The sequence below is a fragment of the Microcystis sp. MC19 genome (assembly GCF_003019735.1).
In the GTDB taxonomy this organism is placed as follows: Bacteria; Cyanobacteriota; Cyanobacteriia; order Cyanobacteriales; family Microcystaceae; genus Microcystis.
Genome location: NZ_CP020664.1, coordinates 4,048,203 through 4,069,942, shown reverse-complemented (window position 1 = coordinate 4,069,942; position 21,740 = coordinate 4,048,203). Strand labels below are relative to the sequence as shown.

The window sequence follows — 21,740 nt, the reverse complement described above, 5'->3', positions numbered from 1 at the left end:
ATCCCCCCTTATTAAGGGGGGCAGGGGGGATCGAACCTAAAATCCATTTTTAATTTAATTATAACCAGTTACTTATTCTTATTATCTTTCACCATTCCCTAATTTTCCCCGAAACGGTAGCCTTTACCATAGACAGTATTAATTAGAGGTGTTTCCCCAGCCGCTTCGATTTTACGACGCAGCAAGCGCATCAGGGCAGGAACCACATTACTATTAGGTTGCTCTCCTTCTGACCAGAGATGCTGATAAATTTGTTCATGGGTGAGAAGTTGCCCGGGATGGGTCATAAATAAAGTTAACAATTGTACTTCTTTTGCTGATAAACTAATCGTGCGACCGTGACGATAGGCCACTTGATTTTCGCTATCGAGTTCTAAATCAGCAAATTTTAATTTACTGCTATTACTAGCTTCAAAATTGGGAGAACGACGCAATAAAGCGCGGACTCTCGCTAATAATTCTCGCAGTTGAAAGGGTTTGACTAAATAATCATCAGCACCGGCATCTAATCCCGCCACTCGATCATCTATGGTATCCTTAGCGGTTAGAAACAAAACGGGAGTGGTGTCCCCTTGATTGCGTAAATATTGACAGATTTGTAATCCGGATTGCTGGGGTAACATCCAATCGAGAATTAAGAGGTCATAATTATTCTCTTGTGCCAATTCTAAACCCGTCCGACCATTATCAGCAATATCAACTTCATAGCCTTCTTGAGCAAGAATTTGTTCTAAGGGTTCGGTTAATTCTTTTTCATCATCAACGATAAGTATTTTCATAAAATTAAAAAAGATGGTGTTGGGTTTTGGGGTTTTGGGGTTTTGGGGTTTTTTAGTTGAATCTCCCCATTTCCCCCATATCCCCATGTCCCCATTTCTCCTAATTATCGATCTTTGGGGAATAAATTGCGCCATTCGAGAGGGATATAACTTTCAAGAAATCTAGCCATGGTTTGGTAATGACGCTGATACAAAACTCCCATATAGATAATACCAAGTCCTAGGACGGTTAGGGCAAAGGGAAAGAAAATTGAATCGGCAAAGAGACGATAGGAGAGATAGGAAAGATAGGCAAATACTCCGATACCTCCAAAAACCACAAATAATCTTCTTTTTAGCAGGACGGATAATAACATCAATCCCAAGTTAATTAGACAGTACAAAAATCGTTGCGCTTCATTATCATCGATGAGGAGAGATAGACTAAACCAAAACATAATCAATCCGAATAGGTACAGCCAAAAAGCAAAATCACCCCGACTACGGCGCTGACGTACATCAATTAAATAGGCAGTTATTAAACAGGCAATTCCAAACCAAAAGGATACCCACAGTCGCAGTCTCCATGTATATTCGTTCTCTCCAAATAGTAAAGGAGTTAAGTCCATTGACATATACCACAGACTAAAGGCAATGGGTGCAGTTAAGAAGGGAAATTTAACAAATCGCAAAGTTATTAATCCTGCGATAATCGTGCCTAATTCCATTAAAAACCAACTGCCTTTAATCCATGTATGGAAATCTCGATAGATGCCAGGATATCCGGCTTGCCAGTATCCTGTCCAGCGTTGTAAACCATAGATTGCTAAGGGAGTCATTGCCACTGCCATGGTAAATAAAAGGCCACCTGGTATTTTAAGATTTTGCTGAAAATAGAGATTGTTTCCAGTCAAAATAAAACAAACTGCATAAAACAGGGCGATAAAAAATAGTCCTGCACCACCGAAACTCTCCCAAGCTTCGTTCATAAACCACCCCAGGGCAGAGATAACAATTAATGCCCCAAAATAATAGGCCACATTAGCGAAATTAAAGCGAGGGCGATTAACTTCATCTTCTTGGGGATAACGGGATAAAAAAGCCGTCCATAAATTTTCAGCTTGGCTGGCAGTAATTAGGTTTTGTTGTACTGCCCAATCAAAATCTTCTTTTTCTAGTCTCATAACATTCTCTAGTCCTTAAGCTAAGATGTATTTTAACCGCTTATCCTAAGGATAAGGGAATAGGGCATAGGCGCAGATGTTAAATCCTGTAATAAAACTTAACATTTACCGCTAGAAACATCCGAAATCTGCAAAATAGAGTACAATTCAATCTAGATTAACTATTATCGAAGCAATTATGATAACTAAATCAGAACTCTATGAACAAGATTTTCAATTATGGCTGATAACAACAATAGGTCAGTTAGAACAAGGAGATTTTCAGGCATTAGATGTATCTCATTTGGTTGAGGAGTTAAAAGAATTGGGTAAATCAGATAAAAATGCCTTGGAAGGAAATTTAATGATTTTGCTGGCTCATTTACTGAAATTAAAAGTACAATCCTCCGCCCCTGAAAGCATGAAATCTAGCTGGTATAGCTCCATTGTCCAACACAGGGAACGAGTTATCGCCTTACTAGAAAACACCCCTTCTTTGAAATCTCATTTAGCAATCGCCATCGATAAAACCTATCCTAAAGGTCGCAAAATTGCCATCAAGGAAAGTAAATTGGCTGACTTTGGAATTGCGATTCCTCCAGAGGAAGCATATCCCTTAGACTGCCCTTTTTCCTTAGAACAGATTCTTGATGAAGATTTCTATGGCTGATAATTCATATTTAATCCATCAGCTAAGACACTTTCAAAATGCTTCTAAAAAGTCTTCAAATCTCAAAAACTGGGAAGCTATACAAGTCACATCTGTCTCCCGATACTAAGCGATTCGACTGACTTTAAATAGAGCTTACAAGCTTTTTTGCCCAACCCTAGTTAATCAGCCTTCAAGAATAAGTAAAAATTATAAATTTAAGCTAAATAATTAAAATATTTAAATATTTGGGGCGATTAGTCAAGTGTAACAAGTAAGTTACAAGATTTTGATTTTCCCAGAATTTGCCAAAATTTGGCTGTAAATCTGGGTTGCCTACATTTATTAATATGGTATGATCGTGGTATGCTGTGGGCTTAGTTTAAGCATTAAACGTTAAATCAACGGAAAACCAAGGCAATCAGGGGACTATATCGATTCTCTTGCCCAAAAAAAGCCCATAGGGATGACATTTTTTTATGTTGCAATTTTTGAAGTTTTGTAAAGGCTATTGACTTAAAGCCAGAATTGTGCAACTCTCCCCGCTCCAAACTCCGGCACTCGCAGACAGTCAACAGCTAATCAAGTTGGGAACTAGGAGGAGAGGTCAACTCCTAGTCCCCTGTTTTTTAGGACATCAATTGCGATTAAGGTACTTCAGTCCAGCGCCTAAGCCTCCTAGTACCAGCAAACTCAGCACAGTTGAGGGTTCGGGAACAGAGGCAGGAACAGGGGCAGGGGCAGAAAAGTTAGAAATCATCACACTAGCCCGTCCGCCGGTGTTGTCTGTAGTGAAAATACGGAAACCAAAGCTGTCGCCAGCTAGGACGTTAAACGTCGATGTCCCGTTTTGGTCAACATCTCCCCCATTATTAGTTACTTGGGTGAAGCTGCCGTTGAGCAGATATCCGAAGCGATCTAACAAAGGCCCATCATTAGTCGAATAGTTCCAATCAAACGTCACCGTCCCAGCCGCAGCCGCAGTGGTGGTGTAGTCTGTGGTTCCAGACTTGACAGAACCATTGTCCCCCCCAGTCAGGATAATGGACGCGGGAGCGCCGTTGGTATTGACGAACCCGTTGGCATTACTATTGGTAAATGTCCAGTTAATGGGAGCGTAGGGAGTTTGGAAACCGGACACTGTTGCGGCACTAGCACCAGAAGCAGCGGCTAGGGTGAGGCCAACAGTAGTGACAGTCATTGCGGTCATAGACCGCAATGACTCGAATAATTTTGGCGATTTGGTGGCCATGGCCCTAAAAATAAATTAAATTACAGCCCAACTGTACAGTAGGTCAAAATATTTTTCAAGAGGATTTGTATAGAAATATTCAATCCTATTTATAGAAATAAGCAAATGGTTGGTTCTCTTATTCTTTGTGTGATAAGGGACTTGCGCTTTGATAATGTACCTTTTGGGCGAACGCAGTTCGCCCCTACATTGTGGACAAAATCCGTTACTGTAGGGGCGCAATGCTTGCGCCCTCCGAGCGCTCAGGTTTGCTGATCACCCTAAGTAGGGGGAGAGCCTTCGAGAACCCCCGCAGCTAAGGGACTTGCGCTTTGATAATATGCCATCTGGCTGGTCTGATTCTTCTACAGAGTGATTTTCTGGCTGGGATATTATTCCCACGCAAGTCCCTAAGTTCAATTTATATAGTAGCGATCGATCTTTGTGTCCTTTGTGCCTCTGTGGTTCTTTCCACTCATTCCCCCGCAAATCTACTCAAATCTGGCGCTGCTGATTTTTTATCTCAGTTTGAAGAGGGGCTGAAAACTGGGGCAATGTGGACATCGATCGAAAGACTAAGCTAAACTGGTAATGACTATGTATTAGGGCGGAGGTCAACGGACACAACTATGGACAATTTGGAGGTAAAACAAAAACCGATCCGGTGTTTAGAAGATGCGATCGAAAGGTGTCAAACTTTAGGAATGCGGGTTAGTCGTCAGCGTCGCTATATTTTAGAATTGCTGTGGCAAGCGCGGGAACACCTATCAGCGAGAGAAATTTATGATCGTCTCAATCTGCAAGGAAAAAACATCGGTCATACCTCAGTGTACCAAAACCTAGAGGCTCTATCGGGTCAAGGCATTATCGAATCTGTGGAACGCTGGGACGGCAGACTCTACGGTAACATCAGCGATTCCCACAGTCACATCAATTGTCTGGACAGTCAGGAAATCATCGATGTGCATATCCAACTTCCCCCAGAATTAATTAAACAGGTCGAGGCATCAACGGGGGTAAAAATTACCGATTATCGCATCGATTTCTATGGCTATAAACAAAACAAATGAGCCGGATCACTGTATAATTGACCCTGTGAATAGTATCCGTTGACAGGCTGCAACTCTTGTGATCGATCGCCCTCTCACCCTAATTATCATCGATAATGACCCGATTTTCCGCTTGGGTCTGGTGCAGGCCTTGTCGCAGATAGAAAATATTAGTATCGTCACCGAAGGGGATTTAGAAACAATTTTCGCTTTGACTCTGAATCCCTCCCCCGAAATTATTATTATCGATCCTCTCTTTGATTGGTCTTACTGTGAAATTCTCCACTCTCGCTATCCCGAAAGTAAAATTGTTCTATTAACCTTTCCTCTCGACTCCCGACAGCAACTAATCGCCAGAGAATTAGGCATCGCTGGTTATATTCCCAAAGGCACAAACCTAGAGCAATTTATCACTATTTTAGGACAAATTTCCCGGGATGAATCCCCGGATGTTGCCCCTTCTGCTCTCACCATTGCTACCCGTCCAAGTTTAGCTCCTAGCCATTGGTTAATTGCTGCCGGAAGAACGGGATTAAATCGCATCGAAAGTGAATTACATTTAATTGATCTCCATCTCAATCAACAGTCTTTATCCGGCTTTGATCGCTTTTATTGGCAGGGGAGAAAACGAGAACTTTTAGCAGCCCTATGGCTAGTGAGAAAACTAATTCCCCTGGAAGGTAGCTCTTACAATTCAGCTTCAGCGACACCTCCGATAATAATTAACAATATCGATCGGGAATTACCAATTTTAAGCCGCGAGCGTCCCCTCTGTGTTTCGGCGGTTTTTGAGTCCACTTTAGCAGTTATTCGATCGCCTTTAATTAATAGAACAAAGATTAGTTTTGAAATTGATGTTTTACAGGATAATCGGCAACGGGAATTATTGTATTTAGTTCTCGATGAAATTCGTAAAAATGTCGATGAAATGAGATATTTACAGGTTAGCAGTGGGGAATTAACCAGTCGCTTAAATCTGATTATTTACGATATCTGGGAGAAAGTTACCCGTAAATTTTTAGAAATTAATACCTCGGTTTATGACGAAATTAGTAAAGGCAGACTTAACGAAATTATTCTGGAAGAAAGAGAGGCAATTCAAACAGAAATCCTCAATAAAATTCCTTTTACTCTTGACTTATTTTCCTATTTAGTGTACGAAAATAGTTTAACTATTGACGGAGTAGGATACTGGGCTAATGCTCCTGAAACTATCGCCAGAGCCGAAATTCTCCTGCAAAATCTCATTCATAATATTGCCAATGCAGTGACGGTAATTATTCTCAATAACTTCTCGGAATCGGAAAGAATCAAACAAAAACTTTACCGGTCGGAATTTCTCATCGCCAGAAAATTAGCTAAAATCCGCAATGAATTATCTTGGAAATACCGACGGCAACAATACTGGCAAGAACCCAAAGATATCTTTGAAAGTCAATATCAATTATTTCACTATAGCGAGGGAGAAATCCAATCTCTAGCCATTTATTCCCCCCGACAGGAAGAATTAAACAGTTTAACAGGCATACCCTGGTTAGCTTCGATCGCCTTAGAATTAAGAGACTCTTTATCTCCTCGTTTACGCGCTTTTTTTCGGGTGGTGGGTAAGGGAGTAGTCTATATCCTTATCCAAGTTATCGGTCGCGGTATTGGTTTAGTAGTTCGCGGGGTTTTACAGGGAGTTGGTAACACTTGGCAGGAAGTCAAAGGTAAAAAGGGATCATGAATGATAACTGATAACTGATAACTGATAACTGATAACTGATAACTGATAACTGATAACTGATAACTGATAACTGATAACTGATAACTGATAACTGATAACTGATAACTGATAACTGATAACTGATAACTGAAGTGACCCTAACTTTTACAATTCCTTGTCAAAACTGTATTTATCGCGAATTTGTCCGACAAAAAACTGTCCTTTCGATGGTGCAGACTGAAAGTCTTTATATACTGCCAAAGGTAGATCATGATAAAGATAGATACCACCGTGATTAAATTCCACTTTCAGAATTTTTTTGTCCTCATCGTAGTCAAAAGATTTAATCGCTGTACTTTGACTTTTTAATAAGGGGAAAGCAATCACATCGCGAATACTGGCAGAATCGGTTAATAACATGATCAGGCGATCGATGCCAATTCCTAAGCCTCCCGTGGGGGGCATTCCGTATTCTAAAGCGGTTAAAAAGTCCTCATCAACGCCTTGGGCCTCTAAGTCTCCGGCCGCTTTTTTGAGTGCCTGTGCTTCCAATCTTTGCCGTTGATCGATGGGATCGGTTAACTCAGAAAAACTATTAGCTAATTCCCGTCCAACCACATATAATTCAAATCTTTCCACGAGGTCAGTTTTTGAGCGATGGGGTTTAGCTAAAGGGGAAATTTCCACGGGAAAATCTAGCACAAAAGTGGGCTGTATTAGGGTTTCTTCGACTTTTTGTTCAAAAGCTTCATTTAGGAGCTTACCGATGGTTTTACAGTCCTCTGGAACGCCAATACCGGCATTTTCTGCGGCAATACGAGCCGACTCGAAATCCTCAAAACTATTCAAGTCAACCCCAGTTATTTCTTGGACTAATTCGTGCATAGTCACTCGTCGCCAAGGGGGAGTTAGGTCAATTTCCCTGTCTTGATAGGTGATTTTCAGCGTACCTAAAACATCTTGTGCAGCGTTAACAATAATGTTTTCGGTTAACTCCATCATGTCATAATAATCGGCGTAGGCCTGATAGATTTCGATGGAAGTAAACTCAGGGTTATGTTTAGTAGAAACCCCTTCATTGCGAAAAATTCTGCCTAACTCAAAGACTTTTTCAAAACCACCGACTATTAATCTTTTTAGATGTAATTCGGTGGCAATGCGGAGATATAACTCCATCTCCAGCGTATTATGATAGGTGATAAACGGTCTAGCATCGGCTCCTCCCGCTTCACTTTGTAGCACGGGAGTTTCAATTTCAATAAAACCTTCTTGGTCTAAATATCTGCGAATAGCAGCGGTAATTTGGGCGCGACGGCGAAAAGTTTGTCGCACTTCGGGATTAACAATTAAATCCACATATCTTTGTCGATAACGTTTTTCTACATCGGTTAAACCGTGCCATTTATCCGGGAGAGGTAAGAGGGATTTGGTGAGAATTTCGTACTGATTTACATAGATAGATAATTCGCCGCGTTCTGTGCGTTTAATTGTGCCTTTTGCGCCTAAAATATCGCCTGTATCGGTTAGTTTAATCACCGTGTTAAAGGCATTCGGCACGGCGGCCATGGTTTCACTAATGCGTTTTTTATCGAGGTATAATTGAATCGTTCCCGTTTCATCTTGCAGGTTAAAAAAGGCTAGTTTACCCATGATTCTTCGGGCAATAATCCGACCAGCAATCGCCACTTCTGTGCTAATTTCTTCTCCCGGTGCTAAGTCAGCGTACTGCTCTTGTAGTTGTTGAGCGTGAGCGGTAGATTTCCACTGATAAGCGTAGGGATTTAAGCCAGCTTTTTGCAATCCTGCCACTTTTTCTAAACGAGCGGCCCGGATTTCTTCGAGGGTAGAGGAGGGTTGATTTTCAGGATTTTGTGCTTGAGATGCCATCGTTTTCTAAGAGGAACAATTCTGGGGAATTTTTTAGGTTTTGGGGATTTCAGTTATCAGTTATCAGTTATCAGTTATCAGTTATCAGTTATCAGTTATCAGTTATCAGTTATCAGTTATCAGTTATCAGTTATCAGTTTACTGTTTACTGTTCACTGCTCACTGAAAAATTATCGTCCCATTTCTCGCTTTAATTTTTTCAATTCTTCTTCCATTTCCCATTCTTTAAATTTTAGATCGAGATTATCGTAGTTCGAGCGCTGATAGTCCGATTCTTGGGGTTGATCCCAAAAAGTGGTTTCCCAGTCACGGGACTGATTTTTAGGGGCTTTTTCGGCTTTAATTTGCACTTCTTGACGACGTTGTTGGACTTGTTGCAGTAACTCTTGGGATTGAGTCAGACGTTTTTTCACCCCTTCCATCCGTCCCCAAAGTTGATTACCCTCACGGAAGAGGGCTGCCTCGCGTTCACTAGCAGCCTTAACCAAGTCCTGCCGTCCAGCAGCCTTAGCCTTATCAATTCTAGCGTGCCAAGTTTGGATATCTTGGGCAGTGGCCAAAATTTGCTGTTCGAGACGTTGACGCTCATTTTCTAGGGCGGTAATCAGTTTAGCAGTATCGCGCTCCTGTTCGCACAGTTGTTCCACCAGCGCCTGTAATTCTAATTGGGGATGACTTCTGAGAAATTCTTCCAGTTGGGTTTCAAGAAAGCGACTGACATCATCAAATAGATTGCCCATCTGTGCAGTATCCTAAATTTGCAATTAAAGTCTAGGAGCGATTTTAATCCCCCTCTTTTTAGCATAGGCTAGATCAACCCTAGATTTAAATAGGGGCTGCTGAAAAAGTTTGTTGGTGGGGTTAGGAGTCAGGAGTCAGTAGCCAGTCGTTTCAGGCTTTGTTGTCCTCTTTTTTTTGTACCAGTTTGTGTACTTAAGTAAGGATAATACAAGGTTTTTGAAGGTCTTAATCCTATTTTCGCAGCATGAACGTCGGATTTTAGCAGGTCAAAAGCCTTATTTTAAAAGGGTTTTACCATTATTCAGCAAGACCTAAATATATTTGGAAAAAGTAGTACAAAAATGTTATTCGGTTGTGGGTTAGGCAGGGGGAAACCCGTATAATAAAACTAGAGTAATATTTCCTGAAACCCTCTTAATTGTTTGACTTAAGTGACAACTTCACCAGCTTGGACAGAACGCATCGGTTATCAACGGGATTGGGTGTGGCGCGGTTGGCAAATTCGTTATAGTTTTATGCCGGCAAAAAACCCCCAAGATGTCGATAATCCCCCTTTAATTTTACTGCACGGATTTGGAGCGGCGATCGAACATTGGCGCCATAATATTCCTATCCTCAGCCAAAATCATCGAGTTTATGCGGTAGATTTATTAGGTTTTGGTGGTTCGCGCAAAGTGCAGGTTCCCTATACCGTTAATCTCTGGGTGGAACAGATACACGATTTCTGGCAAACTTTTATCAATAGACCGGTGGTATTAGTGGGAAATTCGATCGGTTCTTTAGTTAGTATGGCCCTAGGGGGTAAATACCCAGAAATGGTAGCCGGATTAGTTATGCTCAGTTTACCCGATGTCAGCCGTCGGCGGGAAATGATCGCCGATTGGTTATTAAATATCGTCACTCCCATCGAAAACTTTTTCACTTCTCCTTGGCTATTAAAACCGATTTTTTACTATCTGCGTCGTCCGCAAGTCTTGAAAAAATGGACAGGAATCGCCTACGAAGACAAGAAAGCAGTCAGCGACGAATTAGTACAAATTATCGCCGCCCCAACCTTAGATGAGGGGGCAGCCGAGGCCTTTATTTCCCTAGCACAAGCTGTCAATCATCCCGAATATTGTCCACCAGCAAAGTTAATTTTACCACGCTTAGAAATCCCGATTTTATTATGTTGGGGCAAGCAAGATCGGATGGTTCCCGTCCAGTTAGCTCAGGGTTTTGTCTTCCTTAATCCTAGGATTAAATATGTAGAATTTGACCGGGCCGGTCATTGTTTACAGGATGAATGTCCTGACCGTTTTAACCCAATTTTATTGGAGTGGCTAGAATCTGTCCCTGTTCTTTGAGAGAATAGGGAGAGTGATTGTTGGTGATAGTCCTATGCAAACCTTGGAATCGACGCTCAAACCCCCCGCAACTGCCTCCGAATTCGACACCACGATTCACCGACGCAAAACCCGTCCCGTCCGGGTAGGTAGCGTTACCATCGGTGGTGGTCATCCCGTGGTCGTGCAGTCGATGATTAACGAGGATACCCTTGATATAGATGGTTCCGTGGCCGGTATCCGTCGCCTCCATGAAATCGGCTGTGAAATTGTCCGCGTCACCGTGCCGAGTCTGGCCCACGCCACCGCCTTGGCTAAAATTAGGGAAAAACTGCTCGCCACCTATCAACCCGTGCCGTTAGTAGCCGACGTACATCACAACGGCATGAAAATCGCCCTAGAAGTGGCCAAACACGTCGATAAAGTGCGGATTAACCCCGGTTTGTACGTTTTCGAGAAACCGAAAGCCGACCGCAGCGAGTACAGTCAAGCAGAATTTGATGAAATTGGCGAAAAAATTGCCGAAACCCTGAAACCTTTGGTGATTTCCCTGCGAGATCAAGATAAAGCGATGCGAATCGGCGTTAACCACGGTTCTCTGGCCGAAAGAATGCTCTTTACCTACGGCGACACCCCCGAAGGAATGGTACAGTCGGCTTTAGAATTTATCCGCATCTGCGAATCCCTCGATTTTCGCAATCTGGTGGTTTCCCTGAAAGCTTCCCGCGTGCCGGTGATGGTGGCCGCCTATCGTCTCATGGTTAAGCGCATGGACGAGTTAGGTATGGATTATCCCCTGCATTTGGGGGTTACTGAGGCAGGAGATGGGGAATACGGACGAATTAAATCCACTGCCGGGATTGCCACTCTCTTAGCAGACGGTATTGGTGATACGATTCGCGTTTCTCTGACGGAAGCTCCCGAAAAGGAAATTCCCGTCTGTTACAGCATTCTCCAGGCCCTGGGACTACGGAAAACCATGGTCGAATACGTTGCCTGTCCTTCCTGTGGTCGCACTCTTTTTAATTTAGAAGATGTCCTGCAGCAAGTGCGTGCAGCGACTAAACACCTCACCGGACTCGATATCGCCGTTATGGGTTGTATTGTCAATGGACCGGGAGAAATGGCCGACGCAGACTATGGTTATGTGGGGAAACAGGCCGGTTATATTGCCCTTTATCGCGGTCGCGAGGAAATTAAACGAGTCCCCGAAAGTGAAGGTGTAACCGAGTTGATTAATTTAATTAAAGCCGATGGCCGTTGGGTAGAACCTTAATTAGTTTTACCGGTAGGGGTTGACATCTGTTCAACCCCCGATCATCGGCGAGGATTTGTTATAATGGAAAGCTTGCTAGAAATTGCCGACCCAGAGAGTCCATGCTACCTACACGCGATTGTGTTCGTCAAACCCCCGCTTACACTCCGGGAGAACAGCCCCAAACTGCGGGATTTACCAAACTTAACACCAATGAGAATCCCTATCCCCCACCGGCGGAAATTTTTGCCCACCTGCCAGAGCAATTAGAGAAAGTCCGACTCTATCCCGATCCTATCTCCAAAGAGTTACGGCAAACGGCGGCGGAATTATACGGCATCACAGCTGATCAGATAATCGCGGGTAATGGCTCCGATGATATCCTTAATATCGCCCTGCGAACTTTTGTTAACCCTTGCGAAAGTGTCGCTTTTTTGGATTTAACCTATTCCCTTTACGAGACAATTGCCCGGGTACACGGGGCAAATATTATCGAATTTCCCACTAATGATAAATTTGAATTAGCAGGACCGATTATTTGTCCGGAAGCGAAATTAATTTTTCTAGCTTCTCCTAATCCTCCCCTCGGTAAACATCTTGATCGCGACTATTTAGAAGCAACCTGTGCTAATGCCTCGGGATTGGTATTAATTGATGAAGCTTATGTGGATTTTAGTGATGACAATCATCTCGATTTTCTCTCCCGTTACGATAATGTCATCATTAGTCGCACTATGTCGAAAAGTTATAGTTTAGCGGGGTTAAGAGTCGGTTTCGGTTTTGCTTCCAGGGCAATTATCGAACAGATGGATAAGGTGCGTGATTCCTATAATTTAGATCGCATCGCTCAAACTTTAGCCACAGCAGCTTTAAAACACCATAATTATTTTGAGCAAGTTTGGCAAAAAGTCTGTCAAACCCGCAGCCGTTTAATTACTTCTCTGCGCGAGTTGGGATTTATTGTTTTTGACTCGGAAGCTAATTTTATCCTCGCTTCTCCCCCGCACATTAGTGCCAGTGAGTTATATAATCAACTGAAAGAGCGTCAGATATTAGTGCGATATTTTAAACATCCTCGCATTCAGAATTATGTGCGGATTTCTATCGGGACTGATGGGGAGATTGATCGCCTTTTATCTGCTATTCAAGAGATTATGGGAACAAATTAATCTCTATTTTAGTCAAGCTTTTATTAGTACTTTAAACCCTGATAATTCCTCGAAAAAAAGGCTAGATCGAGCGGAACAAAGCATCGACAAACAAGGGTCTAATGTCCTGTTGTTTCTCCCGATTACTAGCCTTGGCTATTAAGATTATTAGTCCAACAAAAGGATTAAATACTAGCGCACAAATTTTTGAACTTATGCAATTTTATCCGCAAGGAATCACAGTTCAAGAATTGAGTGAGCGCCTAAATCGTCCCGTTTCTATGCTCAATCTTTGTCTAAAATCTTTGGTCGCTTCTAAAAAAATCGTGGCCAGAAAAAATCATAATCAGTGGGTTTATACTAGACCTCTTGTAAACATCAAAAATTGTTGTTAGGGTTAGGAGTCATTCCCGATGAAAAAATTTTCACCCCCACAGATGAAAGAGGTTTCCTTCCCTACACCCCACACCCGTTCGGACCCTGGCTTGAGATTTCGGACGTTCGGCGGGCTCAGTCGAGCGGACGGTGAGCCTGTCGAACCGCCGCGTGAGCTTTTGTCGAACGCTGAGCTCACGGCCAAAGCCTGACTCCTAACCCCACCAACAAACTTTTTCAGCAGACCCTAAGTAGTCGGACATAAATTCTGTTGTCTATCTTAAGAAATGTAAATTGCCGCAATTCTTACTGACTCACGACTTGAAAGAGGGTGTAGGGTGTGGTGCGATTCGTTGGCTAGAAACTAGACGGTAAGACGTTTAGAGGATTAGCCGCTTGGTAAATGTAGTACCTTGATAAGGTTATAACCCCACAGGTGCGGGTTAGTAATAACCTTAGTCCTGTCCTCTAGATGCCTAGAGTGGCGCCATTTCCTGCTGCTTTAGACTTGGTACATCTGAGGTAGTGATACTAAATCCGTTGAGTATAGGCTACTTATGAGGACAGGCAAAAGGCAATAGGCAAAAGAGGTAATAGATAATCAGTTTTTAATAACCGGATTTAGTATGAGTCTGCCCGTTCTGGGCAGTAGGAAACCATCCACAAGTCAATAGAGGGAGAGGATGCCCTTAAAAGGCAAGGCTTTGAGTAACATCAAAGATATGCTAACAAAGGGTTGGTAGCGACAATTGGCGATGCCTCTGGGTATTCTGGTTCGACTGACTTTCAGGCTAGAAAGCTCTATTGAAGGAACAACCTTTTTGTCTTAGCCCTAATTGGAGCCTATCATATTTTCAGGCTTGGCGGTGCCAACTTTGGCATCGGGACTGCCTCCTGCCTTTTGCCTTCAGCAACTGATCACCGATAAAAAGCCCAAATATTGACTATTTTTAGGCGTTTTTCAACGACTAGCGGTGTTTTCTAGGGATTTAATCTCCTCCTGTACCTTACGGTGTTCGCGATTTAACTGTTTTTTGACCGATTCGGGGAGTTGTTCCTGTTTTTTCAGGGCATTATTAAAGTAATCTAGTGCCAGTTTCAAAGAGCCGGTATTTTTATCCGTATTGCCTTGAATTCTCAGGATTTGACCCTTCAGATACATTAATTCCGGATTCTCGGGGGTCGCTTTCAGAGCGTTATCGATAAACCGCAAAGCCTGATCGTACTGCTTTAAATCCCGGTAAGCTAGAGCTATACCTCGATCAACCAAGTAATCGGGACTTCCGTAGGTTTCTAGCCTTTCAATTGCCTCTTGGGGACTAGAAAAGGGCAGATTAACCGCTAAAATCAAATCCATATAACCCTTCAACAGGTTCAATTCCGGATCCGTGGGATTAACCTTTTCTGCGGTTTCCAAATACTGAAACACCTGTTGTAATCTGGGGATAGCCGATACTGCTCCTTCGGTTTGAAAAACGTAGGTTCCCTCTAAAAAACTCCCCACCGCTAGATACAAATTTCCCCTTAAAGGGTCGCTGTCCTGCATTTGTTTGGCCGCTGCCTTAGTTTTCTCGGAGTAGGTTTTTAGGGTGTTCCAATCCTGGTCGGTAAAAGCAAGAGAGGCACGCATAGCATGGGACAAAGGTTCTTCGGGTTCCTTTTCCGTGGCCTCAACAATTAATTTTTTTGCCTCTAGATAGTTACCTTGTTTAAAAATAGCGTTAAAAGCGGCCTCGGTCTTATCACCAATCGGTCGGGGATTGGTTTTGCGGAAAGGATCTCCGGCTAATCCCGGACCAATCCAGTTAACCACTACCATAACAGCTAGGGAAGCACCGATCGCCATTTTTTTCGTTAAACCTAACCTCAGCACCATGGTCAAAAGTCTCCTTGAGCGAATGAAAAAATCTGTCACAATAGAAACGGGTTTCTAGACTTAATTTCCAGTTATTTTCTTGTCAATGCTTTATCTCAAAGATGTGGTTTATCATCCTCCCGCTGCCCTCAATCCCATTTTACAGGGGATTAATCTCGAATTAGCACCCCAAGAATTAGGTCTGATTGTCGGGCCCAGTGGTTCCGGAAAAACGACTCTTTTGGAAATTCTAGCAGGCTTTGCCGATAAAACAGGAGGGACGATTCACTGGCGCGACCAAGAATTAACGGTGCTGCACCTGCAACAATTAGGAGGAATCGTTTTTCAGTTTCCCGAACGTCATTTTTGCGGTAAAACCATCCTTGAGGAGTTGCGTCTCGGTCATCCAGAGATTCAAAGCGATCGCTTAACGGCAGCCCTAAAGGAGGTAGGATTAGAAAATATTCCTCTAGATACTCCTCCCCACAATCTTAGTGGGGGTCAACAGCGTCGTTTATCCCTCGCTGTCCAGTTAATCCGGCAGCCTAATCTGTTACTTCTTGATGAACCTACGGCCGGTTTAGATTGGTCGATGCGTCGTCAATTGGCTAAACTTCTCGCTAGTCTCAAACAACACTGGACTTTATTAGTAGTTAGTCACGATGCCGGAGAATTACTCCCCATTGCTGACCGTCACTGGAAAATTGAACAAGGACATTTGAGGGAATTATAAAGTGAAAAAACAGATAGTTGAGGTGTTGGGGTTTTGGGGTTTTGGGGTTTTAAGGTGTTGGGGTGGTCACTGCGTGCGCGTTGCGGGGGGTGTTGGGGTTTTTTAGTTGAAATTCCCCACTTCCCCATTTCCCCACTTCCCCATTCCCCCATTTCCCCACTCCCCTCATACCTGATAACTGATTACTGATAACTGATTACTGATAACTGATTAAGGAGGTAGGATTAGAAAATATTCCTCTAGATACTCCTCCCCACAATCTTAGTGGGGGTCAACAGCGTCGTTTATCCCTCGCTGTCCAGTTAATCCGGCAGCCTAATCTGTTACTTCTTGATGAACCTACGGCCGGTTTGGATTGGTCGATGCGTCGTCAATTGGCTAAACTTCTCGCTAGTCTCAAACAACACTGGACTTTATTAGTAGTTAGTCACGATGCCGGAGAATTACTCCCCATTGCTGACCGTCACTGGAAAATTGAACAAGGACATTTGAGGGAATTATAAAGTGAAAAAACAGATAGTTGAGATTTTAGGGTTTTGGGGTGTTGGGGTTTTAAGGTGTTGGGGTGGTCACTGCGTGCGCGTTGCGGGGGGTGTTGGGGTTTTTTAGTTGAAATTCCCCACTTCCCCATTTCCCCACTTCCCCATTCCCCCATTTCCCCACTCCCCTCATACCTGATAACTGATTACTGATAACTGATTACTGATAACTGATTAAGGAGGTAGGATTAGAAAATATTCCTCTAGATACTCCTCCCCACAATCTTAGTGGGGGTCAACAGCGTCGTTTATCCCTCGCTGTCCAGTTAATCCGGCAGCCTAATCTGTTACTTCTTGATGAACCTACGGCCGGTTTAGATTGGTCGATGCGTCGTCAATTGGCTAAACTTCTCGCTAGTCTCAAACAACACTGGACTTTATTAGTAGTTAGTCACGATGCCGGAGAATTACTCCCCATTGCTGACCGTCACTGGAAAATTGAACAAGGACATTTGAGGGAATTATAAAGTGAAAAAACAGATAGTTGAGGTGTTGGGGTTTTGGGGTTTTGGGGTTTTAAGGTGTTGGGGTGGTCACTGCGTGCGCGTTGCGGGGGGTGTTGGGGTTTTTTAGTTGAAATTCCCCACTTCCCCATTTCCCCACTTCCCCATTCCCCCATTTCCCCACTCCCCTCATACCTGATAACTGATTACTGATAACTGATTAAGGAGGTAGGATTAGAAAATATTCCTCTAGATACTCCTCCCCACAATCTTAGTGGGGGTCAACAGCGTCGTTTATCCCTCGCTGTCCAGTTAATCCGGCAGCCTAATCTGTTACTTCTTGATCAACCTACGGCCGGTTTAGATTGGTCGATGCGTCGTCAATTGGCTAAACTTCTCGCTAGTCTCAAACAACACTGGACTTTATTAGTAGTTAGTCACGATGCCGGAGAATTACTCCCCATTGCTGACCGTCACTGGAAAATTGAACAAGGACATTTGAGGGAATTATAAAGTGAAAAAACAGATAGTTGAGATTTTAGGGTTTTGGGGTGTTGGGGTTTTAGAGTGTTGGGGTTTTTAGTTGAAATTACCCACTTCCCCATTCCCCCATTTCCCCACTTCCCCACTTCCCTATCTCCCCCACTTCATAATTCATAATTCATAATTCATAATTCCCACACCCCACCAACAAACTTTTTTAGCAAACCCGAATTAATGATCCTTCCTGAATTATTTGACCTTTGGCAAGAAACCCTAGAATGGCAACCCGATGGGGCCCAACAAGCGCGATTTCAACAACTTTATGACTTGATTTTAGAGGGTAATCAACGTTTTAATCTCACTCGAATTACCCAACCAGAGGAGTTTTGGGAAAAACATCTTTGGGATTCTTTATCGGGTTTAGCTTGGTTGCAAAAATCCCAGCCGGATCTATTGACAAAATCCCTATCAGTCATTGATTTGGGGACCGGGGCCGGGTTTCCGGGAGTGCCAATTGCGATCGCATATCCCCATTGGTCGGTGACTCTCTTGGATTCCACCCAAAAAAAGATTAATTTTCTTGAAGAAGTTATTGACAAATTAGAGTTAAATAACACGAAAACTCGTTTAGGTCGGGCGGAAATCGTCGGGAAAAACCTTAAACATAACTGTGCTTACGATATCGTCTGTTTGCGAGCGGTAGGTAATGTGGATATCTGTGTTAACTATGCTTTGCCTTTCCTGAAAAAGACCGGAATCGCTATTCTCTATCGTGGTCAGTGGTCCGCGCAGGATAGTTTAAGTTTAGAGGAGAATCTAGGGAAAGCTGGCGGTAAAATCCTCGAAATTGCCAGTTTTACCACTCCCTTAAGCCAAAGCATCCGTCATTGTCTATATATCTCTAAGGGATAACTTTAAGCGGTGAGAGGATGGAAAAAGAAAGCCAAGGCCAGGATAGTATATGTAGCTAAGAGTAACATTCCCTCTAACCAATTTGATCGCCCATCACTACTAATCGAATTAGCCAACCACACCGCTACAGCCACTGCTACCAACTCAAAGGGATTAAAATTTAGATCCATAGGCTGACCGATAATATAACCCATGATAACCAAAACCGGAGCCACAAACAGGGCGATCTGCATACTGGAACCGACGGCCACAGATACCGATAGATCCATTTTATTCTTAAGAGCGACGGTGACAGCCGTAGCGTGTTCGGCCGCATTACCGATAATAGGCAAAAGAATTACCCCAGTAAACAGCGCCGTTAAACCTAGCTGTTCCGTAGCCTCCTCTAGGGATGCCACCAATAACTCTGATTCTACGGCCACGGCGATAGTAACGATCAATAAAATCAAAGACCAAAACCAGATTTTCGGCCTTGCGGTGCTTTCTCTGGTGCTTTCCTCCTCGATACCGGCAACCCCAACATCGTAGAGATAGGTGTGGGTTTTCATGGAAAATAAGAGACTTAAACCATAGACGAAAATTAACACCGCTGCCACGGCCACCGATAGACGTTGCAGGACTGCTTCCCCGACTCCCGTGGAGGTAAATTCCACCGCAGTGGGTAAAAGAATCGCCACCACCGCCAAATTCATGGCCGAAGCATTTAAACGAGCGGTTATCGGTTGAAATTCCTGTTCTTTGAAGCGTAAACCGCCTAAAAACATCGATAATCCCATAACTAAGAGTAAATTACCGATAATTGAGCCAGTAATCGTCGCTTTTACCACATCGATGAACCCTTCCCGCAAAGCGACATAGGCAAGAATTAATTCTGTGGCATTGCCAAAGGTGGCATTCATCAAACCGCCAATATTTGGCCCGACCACCACCGCAATCGCTTCGGTGGCTTCCCCCATATAGGCCGCTAGGGGGATAATGGCTAGACAAGCGGTGATAAAAACTACCGTTCCGCCCCAGTGTAACACCGAACCGGCGATCGATATAGGCACAAAAATCAATAGGATGGCGAAAATGATATTTTTGCTTAACATAAAGTGGGTAATTTTGTCAAGATAATTTTATTTTGATCGGATCGGGAACTAAAGGGGACTGGAATCGGATTCTAGCCAAAATTCCCCAGTAGAACCAGTTATTATCCATAATATTGCCCTAAAACCATCTCTGAGCGACTTTTCTAGGGGTTCGGGGGGTGATTGGGAGGGAACAGTCACCGGTTTAATCATAATTCCGCGACTACCAAAAACAATTTCTCCCACTAATCGCGCCCTTCTCATGTGATTATCGGAAGTAACCAGATAGACACTATCAATACCTCGGGCTTTCAGTTGATCGGCTAGGCTAGTAAAGTTAGTGACAGTATCTCGCGCATTGTAATCGAGATGGAGACGTTCTGGAGAAATTCCCGCTTTTTTAAAAATCTTTCTCACATATCGTCGCGGACTACCGGAAGACACCCAAATCGGTAGATCGGGATATTCCTTAGCCAATTTTGCCGCAAAACGTTCTCGATCGGCATGACCTCCCAAAACAAAAATCGCTTCTGGTTTTAGCCACTGCTGACGTAAATCGTAGTATAACCAGCCTAAACTCGCCAAAATTAGCGGAATAGCCAGCAATTTTAACCTAGATTTGCCTAACTTCCCTTGCGGAGAAACTCGCTTTTTTCTGCGAGAATTAGCCTTGAGAACCATATATCAGTGATCGGTGAGCGGTTGTCAGCCTTCAGCTTTGTGGATTAAAGTGATCGAGGGTGAGGATCATCGAACTCACATTGACGTAGGAGATAAGGATTTTATTCCCCAACTGACCGATAATTTTTCTGGAACTCAGGTGGATTGATGCGGTTGCTTACATCCCCCACCAACGGGCCACCGCTTCGGGAAGGGGTAGCAAAATACTTAATAACAAAGTCAGGGAAAATAGACCTAATAAATCTCGTTTATTATCCAATTCCGTCACATCATTTAAAGCCGGTTGATCACTGACTGGCATTAATAAGAGAATAATCGCCCAGAGTAAAAAATCCGGTTGCACTAGGGCTAAAATAAACAGGAATAATCGAGTTAATTGACCGATAATTACGGCGGTTTTCTGTCCATACATGGCGTGAACAATATGACCACCATCCAATTGACCCACGGGCATTAAATTTAGGGCTGTAACGATAATTCCCACATAACCGGCCACCGCTAAAGGATGTAAATGGATGGCTTTTCCCGCGATTAAATTACTGCCGAGAGCTAGTTTAGCTACGATAGACAAGAAAAAAGAAAACTGCGGATTTAAGGCCTGAAAATTTAATAAACTGCTTTGATTAGTTAGGGGAACTATTTCCGAGAGGGACAACCCCCAAAACAGTAGAGGAATAGCGATAATTATACCCCCCAAAGGACCGGCCACCGCCACATCAAATAAAGCTTTGCGGGTGGGTACAGGCGATCTCATTTGAATAAAAGCCCCGAAGGTGCCTAGGAAGAAAGGAATGGGGATAAAATAGGGCAAAGTAGTTTTAATTTTGTATTTAACTGCGGTCAAATAATGGCTGAATTCGTGCAGTGCTAAAATAGCAATTAAGCCCAAACTGTAGGGTAAACCTTGCAATAATAAACTAGAATTATTTTCTAATTGTTGGGTCGTAATGCCACTTAATCCCGCACCGACCACTGTGGTGGTTAAGATAGTTAATAACAATAAACCCAGGGCAAGAAAGGGGCGAGTAACTTTTTCAGTTTCTATAGTTTCTGTTTTTTGCTGCCAGGGATTAGCCACAAGAGCGAAAAAAGGTTGTCCCTGAAAACTTTCTTGGAAAAGCAATAAAAAGCGATCACCAAAAACCTTTTCCACATTGTTTTTAATCACTTGATAAGCTTCTTCAGGAACCGCTCGCAATTTCCCCCGACAGAGAATTGCTTGGGGACGATAATCGATATTTTGCAGATAATAAATACCCCAAGGAAAACAATCTCTTAGGGATTTTTCCTCTTCGGCAGTGATCGGTTTTAAATCAGTTTTAGGTGCGGGATTATCAATATTTTCTAGGACTAAATTCGCTTGTTTCCGTGGTGATGGGGGGCCTTCTTGGGGAGTAACCCGACCCTTATGTACTAGCCACCAATACAAGAAAGGGCAGATCACAAAGGGACCGATGAGCAGAAATGCTGGCATGGGGGTATCCTCTCCATAGATTAACGTCCAGCCCGTCCAAATTAGAGCCGGAGTCATCAGGACTAACCAAATTAACCATATTGGTGTTGTCGTGATTTTGGCCACGCTACGCTTGACCATAAAATAAGTGAAACCACCAAGAATCCCTAATAACAACCACATTTCCATATCGGCTCTTTTCTCTTGAATAAAAAGCGGCTAATTTCAGCCCGCCCGGTCATCGATCGTGCTAAGTTATAAACCGCATTGATTGTGATTTGGATA

19 protein-coding genes and 3 pseudogenes are annotated in these 21,740 nt (G+C 43.3%); 13 read left to right on the top strand and 9 right to left on the bottom strand.

The genetic code is table 11. From position 1 onward, the window contains the following. Positions 1-98: 98 nt before the first annotated feature. Complete coding sequence (gene rppA, locus B5D77_RS20760) at positions 99-779, bottom strand: two-component system response regulator RppA (protein WP_106909569.1); 681 nt, start codon at positions 777-779, stop codon at positions 99-101. A 104-nt stretch (positions 780-883) separates the two neighbouring features. Then, positions 884-1,942, bottom strand: a complete 1,059-nt coding sequence (locus B5D77_RS20755; protein WP_106909568.1) for a DUF2157 domain-containing protein — start codon at positions 1,940-1,942, stop codon at positions 884-886. Between the two features lie 178 nt (positions 1,943-2,120). Between B5D77_RS20755 and B5D77_RS20750 the strand changes: the two genes are divergently transcribed. Beyond that, a complete protein-coding gene (locus B5D77_RS20750; RefSeq protein ID WP_106909567.1) occupies positions 2,121-2,591 on the top strand; it encodes a DUF29 domain-containing protein in 471 nt (156 codons plus the stop codon). Positions 2,592-3,207: 616 nt separating this feature from the next. On the opposite strand, the gene B5D77_RS20745 is transcribed toward B5D77_RS20750, so the two are convergent. Continuing rightward, positions 3,208-3,771 carry a PEP-CTERM sorting domain-containing protein gene (locus tag B5D77_RS20745; RefSeq protein ID WP_106910034.1) on the bottom strand — a complete coding sequence of 188 codons (564 nt, stop codon included), beginning with the start codon at positions 3,769-3,771 and terminating at the stop codon, positions 3,208-3,210. 659 nt (positions 3,772-4,430) lie between these two features. On the opposite strand from B5D77_RS20745, the gene B5D77_RS20735 reads away from it, so the two are divergent. Both B5D77_RS20735 and B5D77_RS20730 read left to right on the top strand, forming a co-directional pair. Then, the gene (locus B5D77_RS20735; RefSeq protein WP_002782820.1) at positions 4,431-4,871 is read left to right on the top strand and encodes a Fur family transcriptional regulator; all 441 of its coding nucleotides are present in this window, start codon (positions 4,431-4,433) and stop codon (positions 4,869-4,871) included. Positions 4,872-4,929: 58 nt separating this feature from the next. Continuing rightward, on the top strand, positions 4,930-6,576 hold the full coding sequence (locus B5D77_RS20730) for a DUF3685 domain-containing protein (RefSeq protein WP_106909565.1): 1,647 nt from the start codon (positions 4,930-4,932) through the stop codon (positions 6,574-6,576). Between the two features lie 144 nt (positions 6,577-6,720). Here the strand turns inward: B5D77_RS20730 and lysS are convergent, their stop codons facing one another. Continuing rightward, positions 6,721-8,442 (bottom strand): lysine--tRNA ligase, encoded by a 1,722-nt coding sequence (gene lysS / locus B5D77_RS20725; protein ID WP_106909564.1) that lies wholly within the window; start codon positions 8,440-8,442, stop codon positions 6,721-6,723. Between the two features lie 40 nt (positions 8,443-8,482). Here lysS and B5D77_RS27795 point away from each other — a divergent pair, with 40 nt between their 5' ends. Beyond that, entirely contained in the window at positions 8,483-8,608 is a 126-nt protein-coding gene (locus B5D77_RS27795; RefSeq protein ID WP_256386889.1) for a hypothetical protein, read from the top strand. A 4-nt stretch (positions 8,609-8,612) separates the two neighbouring features. On the opposite strand, the gene B5D77_RS20715 is transcribed toward B5D77_RS27795, so the two are convergent. Beyond that, positions 8,613-9,182, bottom strand: coding sequence for a TIGR04376 family protein (locus B5D77_RS20715; RefSeq protein ID WP_008196401.1), 570 nt, complete (start codon positions 9,180-9,182; stop codon positions 8,613-8,615). A 432-nt stretch (positions 9,183-9,614) separates the two neighbouring features. Between B5D77_RS20715 and B5D77_RS20710 the strand changes: the two genes are divergently transcribed. The 4 genes from B5D77_RS20710 to B5D77_RS20690 all read left to right on the top strand — a co-directional run bounded on the left by B5D77_RS20710 (position 9,615) and on the right by B5D77_RS20690 (position 13,306). After that, positions 9,615-10,529: an alpha/beta fold hydrolase gene (locus B5D77_RS20710; protein ID WP_008196403.1), complete on the top strand. Its 915-nt coding sequence runs from the start codon at positions 9,615-9,617 to the stop codon at positions 10,527-10,529. A gap of 34 nt (positions 10,530-10,563) precedes the next feature. Continuing rightward, positions 10,564-11,784 (top strand): (E)-4-hydroxy-3-methylbut-2-enyl-diphosphate synthase, encoded by a 1,221-nt coding sequence (gene ispG, locus B5D77_RS20705; protein WP_008196405.1) that lies wholly within the window; start codon positions 10,564-10,566, stop codon positions 11,782-11,784. 101 nt (positions 11,785-11,885) lie between these two features. Beyond that, the gene (gene hisC / locus B5D77_RS20700) at positions 11,886-12,932 is read left to right on the top strand and encodes a histidinol-phosphate transaminase (RefSeq protein ID WP_008196407.1); all 1,047 of its coding nucleotides are present in this window, start codon (positions 11,886-11,888) and stop codon (positions 12,930-12,932) included. Between the two features lie 101 nt (positions 12,933-13,033). Continuing rightward, a complete protein-coding gene (locus tag B5D77_RS20690; protein ID WP_008196411.1) occupies positions 13,034-13,306 on the top strand; it encodes a hypothetical protein in 273 nt (90 codons plus the stop codon). 941 nt (positions 13,307-14,247) lie between these two features. Here the strand turns inward: B5D77_RS20690 and B5D77_RS20685 are convergent. Further along, entirely contained in the window at positions 14,248-15,162 is a 915-nt protein-coding gene (locus B5D77_RS20685; RefSeq protein ID WP_008196414.1) for a Sll0314/Alr1548 family TPR repeat-containing protein, read from the bottom strand. Positions 15,163-15,247: 85 nt separating this feature from the next. On the opposite strand from B5D77_RS20685, the gene B5D77_RS20680 reads away from it, so the two are divergent. The 5 genes and pseudogenes from B5D77_RS20680 to rsmG all read left to right on the top strand — a co-directional run bounded on the left by B5D77_RS20680 (position 15,248) and on the right by rsmG (position 18,251). Continuing rightward, the gene (locus tag B5D77_RS20680; protein ID WP_106909561.1) at positions 15,248-15,874 is read left to right on the top strand and encodes an ABC transporter ATP-binding protein; all 627 of its coding nucleotides are present in this window, start codon (positions 15,248-15,250) and stop codon (positions 15,872-15,874) included. A gap of 209 nt (positions 15,875-16,083) precedes the next feature. After that, positions 16,084-16,377, top strand: a pseudogene (locus tag B5D77_RS20675) (ATP-binding cassette domain-containing protein); the annotation flags it as partial. Positions 16,378-16,586: 209 nt separating this feature from the next. After that, positions 16,587-16,880 (top strand): annotated as a pseudogene (locus B5D77_RS20665) (ATP-binding cassette domain-containing protein); the annotation flags it as partial. Between the two features lie 195 nt (positions 16,881-17,075). After that, a pseudogene (locus B5D77_RS20655) lies at positions 17,076-17,369 on the top strand (ATP-binding cassette domain-containing protein); the annotation flags it as partial. A gap of 204 nt (positions 17,370-17,573) precedes the next feature. Beyond that, the gene (rsmG, locus tag B5D77_RS20650; RefSeq protein ID WP_106909558.1) at positions 17,574-18,251 is read left to right on the top strand and encodes a 16S rRNA (guanine(527)-N(7))-methyltransferase RsmG; all 678 of its coding nucleotides are present in this window, start codon (positions 17,574-17,576) and stop codon (positions 18,249-18,251) included. A gap of 2 nt (positions 18,252-18,253) precedes the next feature. Here the strand turns inward: rsmG and cax are convergent, their stop codons facing one another. From cax to B5D77_RS20635, 3 genes are all read right to left on the bottom strand, one after another. Next, positions 18,254-19,342: a calcium/proton exchanger gene (gene cax / locus B5D77_RS20645; protein WP_008196426.1), complete on the bottom strand. Its 1,089-nt coding sequence runs from the start codon at positions 19,340-19,342 to the stop codon at positions 18,254-18,256. A 48-nt stretch (positions 19,343-19,390) separates the two neighbouring features. Further along, the gene (locus B5D77_RS20640) at positions 19,391-20,002 is read right to left on the bottom strand and encodes a YdcF family protein (protein ID WP_008196429.1); all 612 of its coding nucleotides are present in this window, start codon (positions 20,000-20,002) and stop codon (positions 19,391-19,393) included. Between the two features lie 157 nt (positions 20,003-20,159). Continuing rightward, the gene (locus B5D77_RS20635; protein WP_106909557.1) at positions 20,160-21,644 is read right to left on the bottom strand and encodes a site-2 protease family protein; all 1,485 of its coding nucleotides are present in this window, start codon (positions 21,642-21,644) and stop codon (positions 20,160-20,162) included. Between the last annotated feature and the right edge of the window lie 96 nt (positions 21,645-21,740).

Excerpts from the sequence above, each read along its gene's own strand:
- B5D77_RS20690 (WP_008196411.1), top strand. The coding sequence starts at position 13,034 with ATGTCCTGTTGTTTCTCCCGATTACTAGCCTTGGCTATTAAGATTATT.
- cax (WP_008196426.1), bottom strand. The coding sequence starts at position 19,342 with ATGTTAAGCAAAAATATCATTTTCGCCATCCTATTGATTTTTGTGCCT.
- hisC (WP_008196407.1), top strand. The coding sequence starts at position 11,886 with ATGCTACCTACACGCGATTGTGTTCGTCAAACCCCCGCTTACACTCCG.
- rsmG (WP_106909558.1), top strand. The coding sequence starts at position 17,574 with ATGATCCTTCCTGAATTATTTGACCTTTGGCAAGAAACCCTAGAATGG.
- B5D77_RS20735 (WP_002782820.1), top strand. The coding sequence starts at position 4,431 with ATGGACAATTTGGAGGTAAAACAAAAACCGATCCGGTGTTTAGAAGAT.
- B5D77_RS20640 (WP_008196429.1), bottom strand. The coding sequence starts at position 20,002 with ATGGTTCTCAAGGCTAATTCTCGCAGAAAAAAGCGAGTTTCTCCGCAA.
- B5D77_RS20680 (WP_106909561.1), top strand. The coding sequence starts at position 15,248 with ATGCTTTATCTCAAAGATGTGGTTTATCATCCTCCCGCTGCCCTCAAT.
- B5D77_RS20685 (WP_008196414.1), bottom strand. The coding sequence starts at position 15,162 with ATGGTGCTGAGGTTAGGTTTAACGAAAAAAATGGCGATCGGTGCTTCC.
- B5D77_RS20635 (WP_106909557.1), bottom strand. The coding sequence starts at position 21,644 with ATGGAAATGTGGTTGTTATTAGGGATTCTTGGTGGTTTCACTTATTTT.
- B5D77_RS20755 (WP_106909568.1), bottom strand. The coding sequence starts at position 1,942 with ATGAGACTAGAAAAAGAAGATTTTGATTGGGCAGTACAACAAAACCTA.
- B5D77_RS20715 (WP_008196401.1), bottom strand. The coding sequence starts at position 9,182 with ATGGGCAATCTATTTGATGATGTCAGTCGCTTTCTTGAAACCCAACTG.
- B5D77_RS20745 (WP_106910034.1), bottom strand. The coding sequence starts at position 3,771 with ATGACTGTCACTACTGTTGGCCTCACCCTAGCCGCTGCTTCTGGTGCT.
- ispG (WP_008196405.1), top strand. The coding sequence starts at position 10,564 with ATGCAAACCTTGGAATCGACGCTCAAACCCCCCGCAACTGCCTCCGAA.
- rppA (WP_106909569.1), bottom strand. The coding sequence starts at position 779 with ATGAAAATACTTATCGTTGATGATGAAAAAGAATTAACCGAACCCTTA.
- B5D77_RS20750 (WP_106909567.1), top strand. The coding sequence starts at position 2,121 with ATGATAACTAAATCAGAACTCTATGAACAAGATTTTCAATTATGGCTG.
- lysS (WP_106909564.1), bottom strand. The coding sequence starts at position 8,442 with ATGGCATCTCAAGCACAAAATCCTGAAAATCAACCCTCCTCTACCCTC.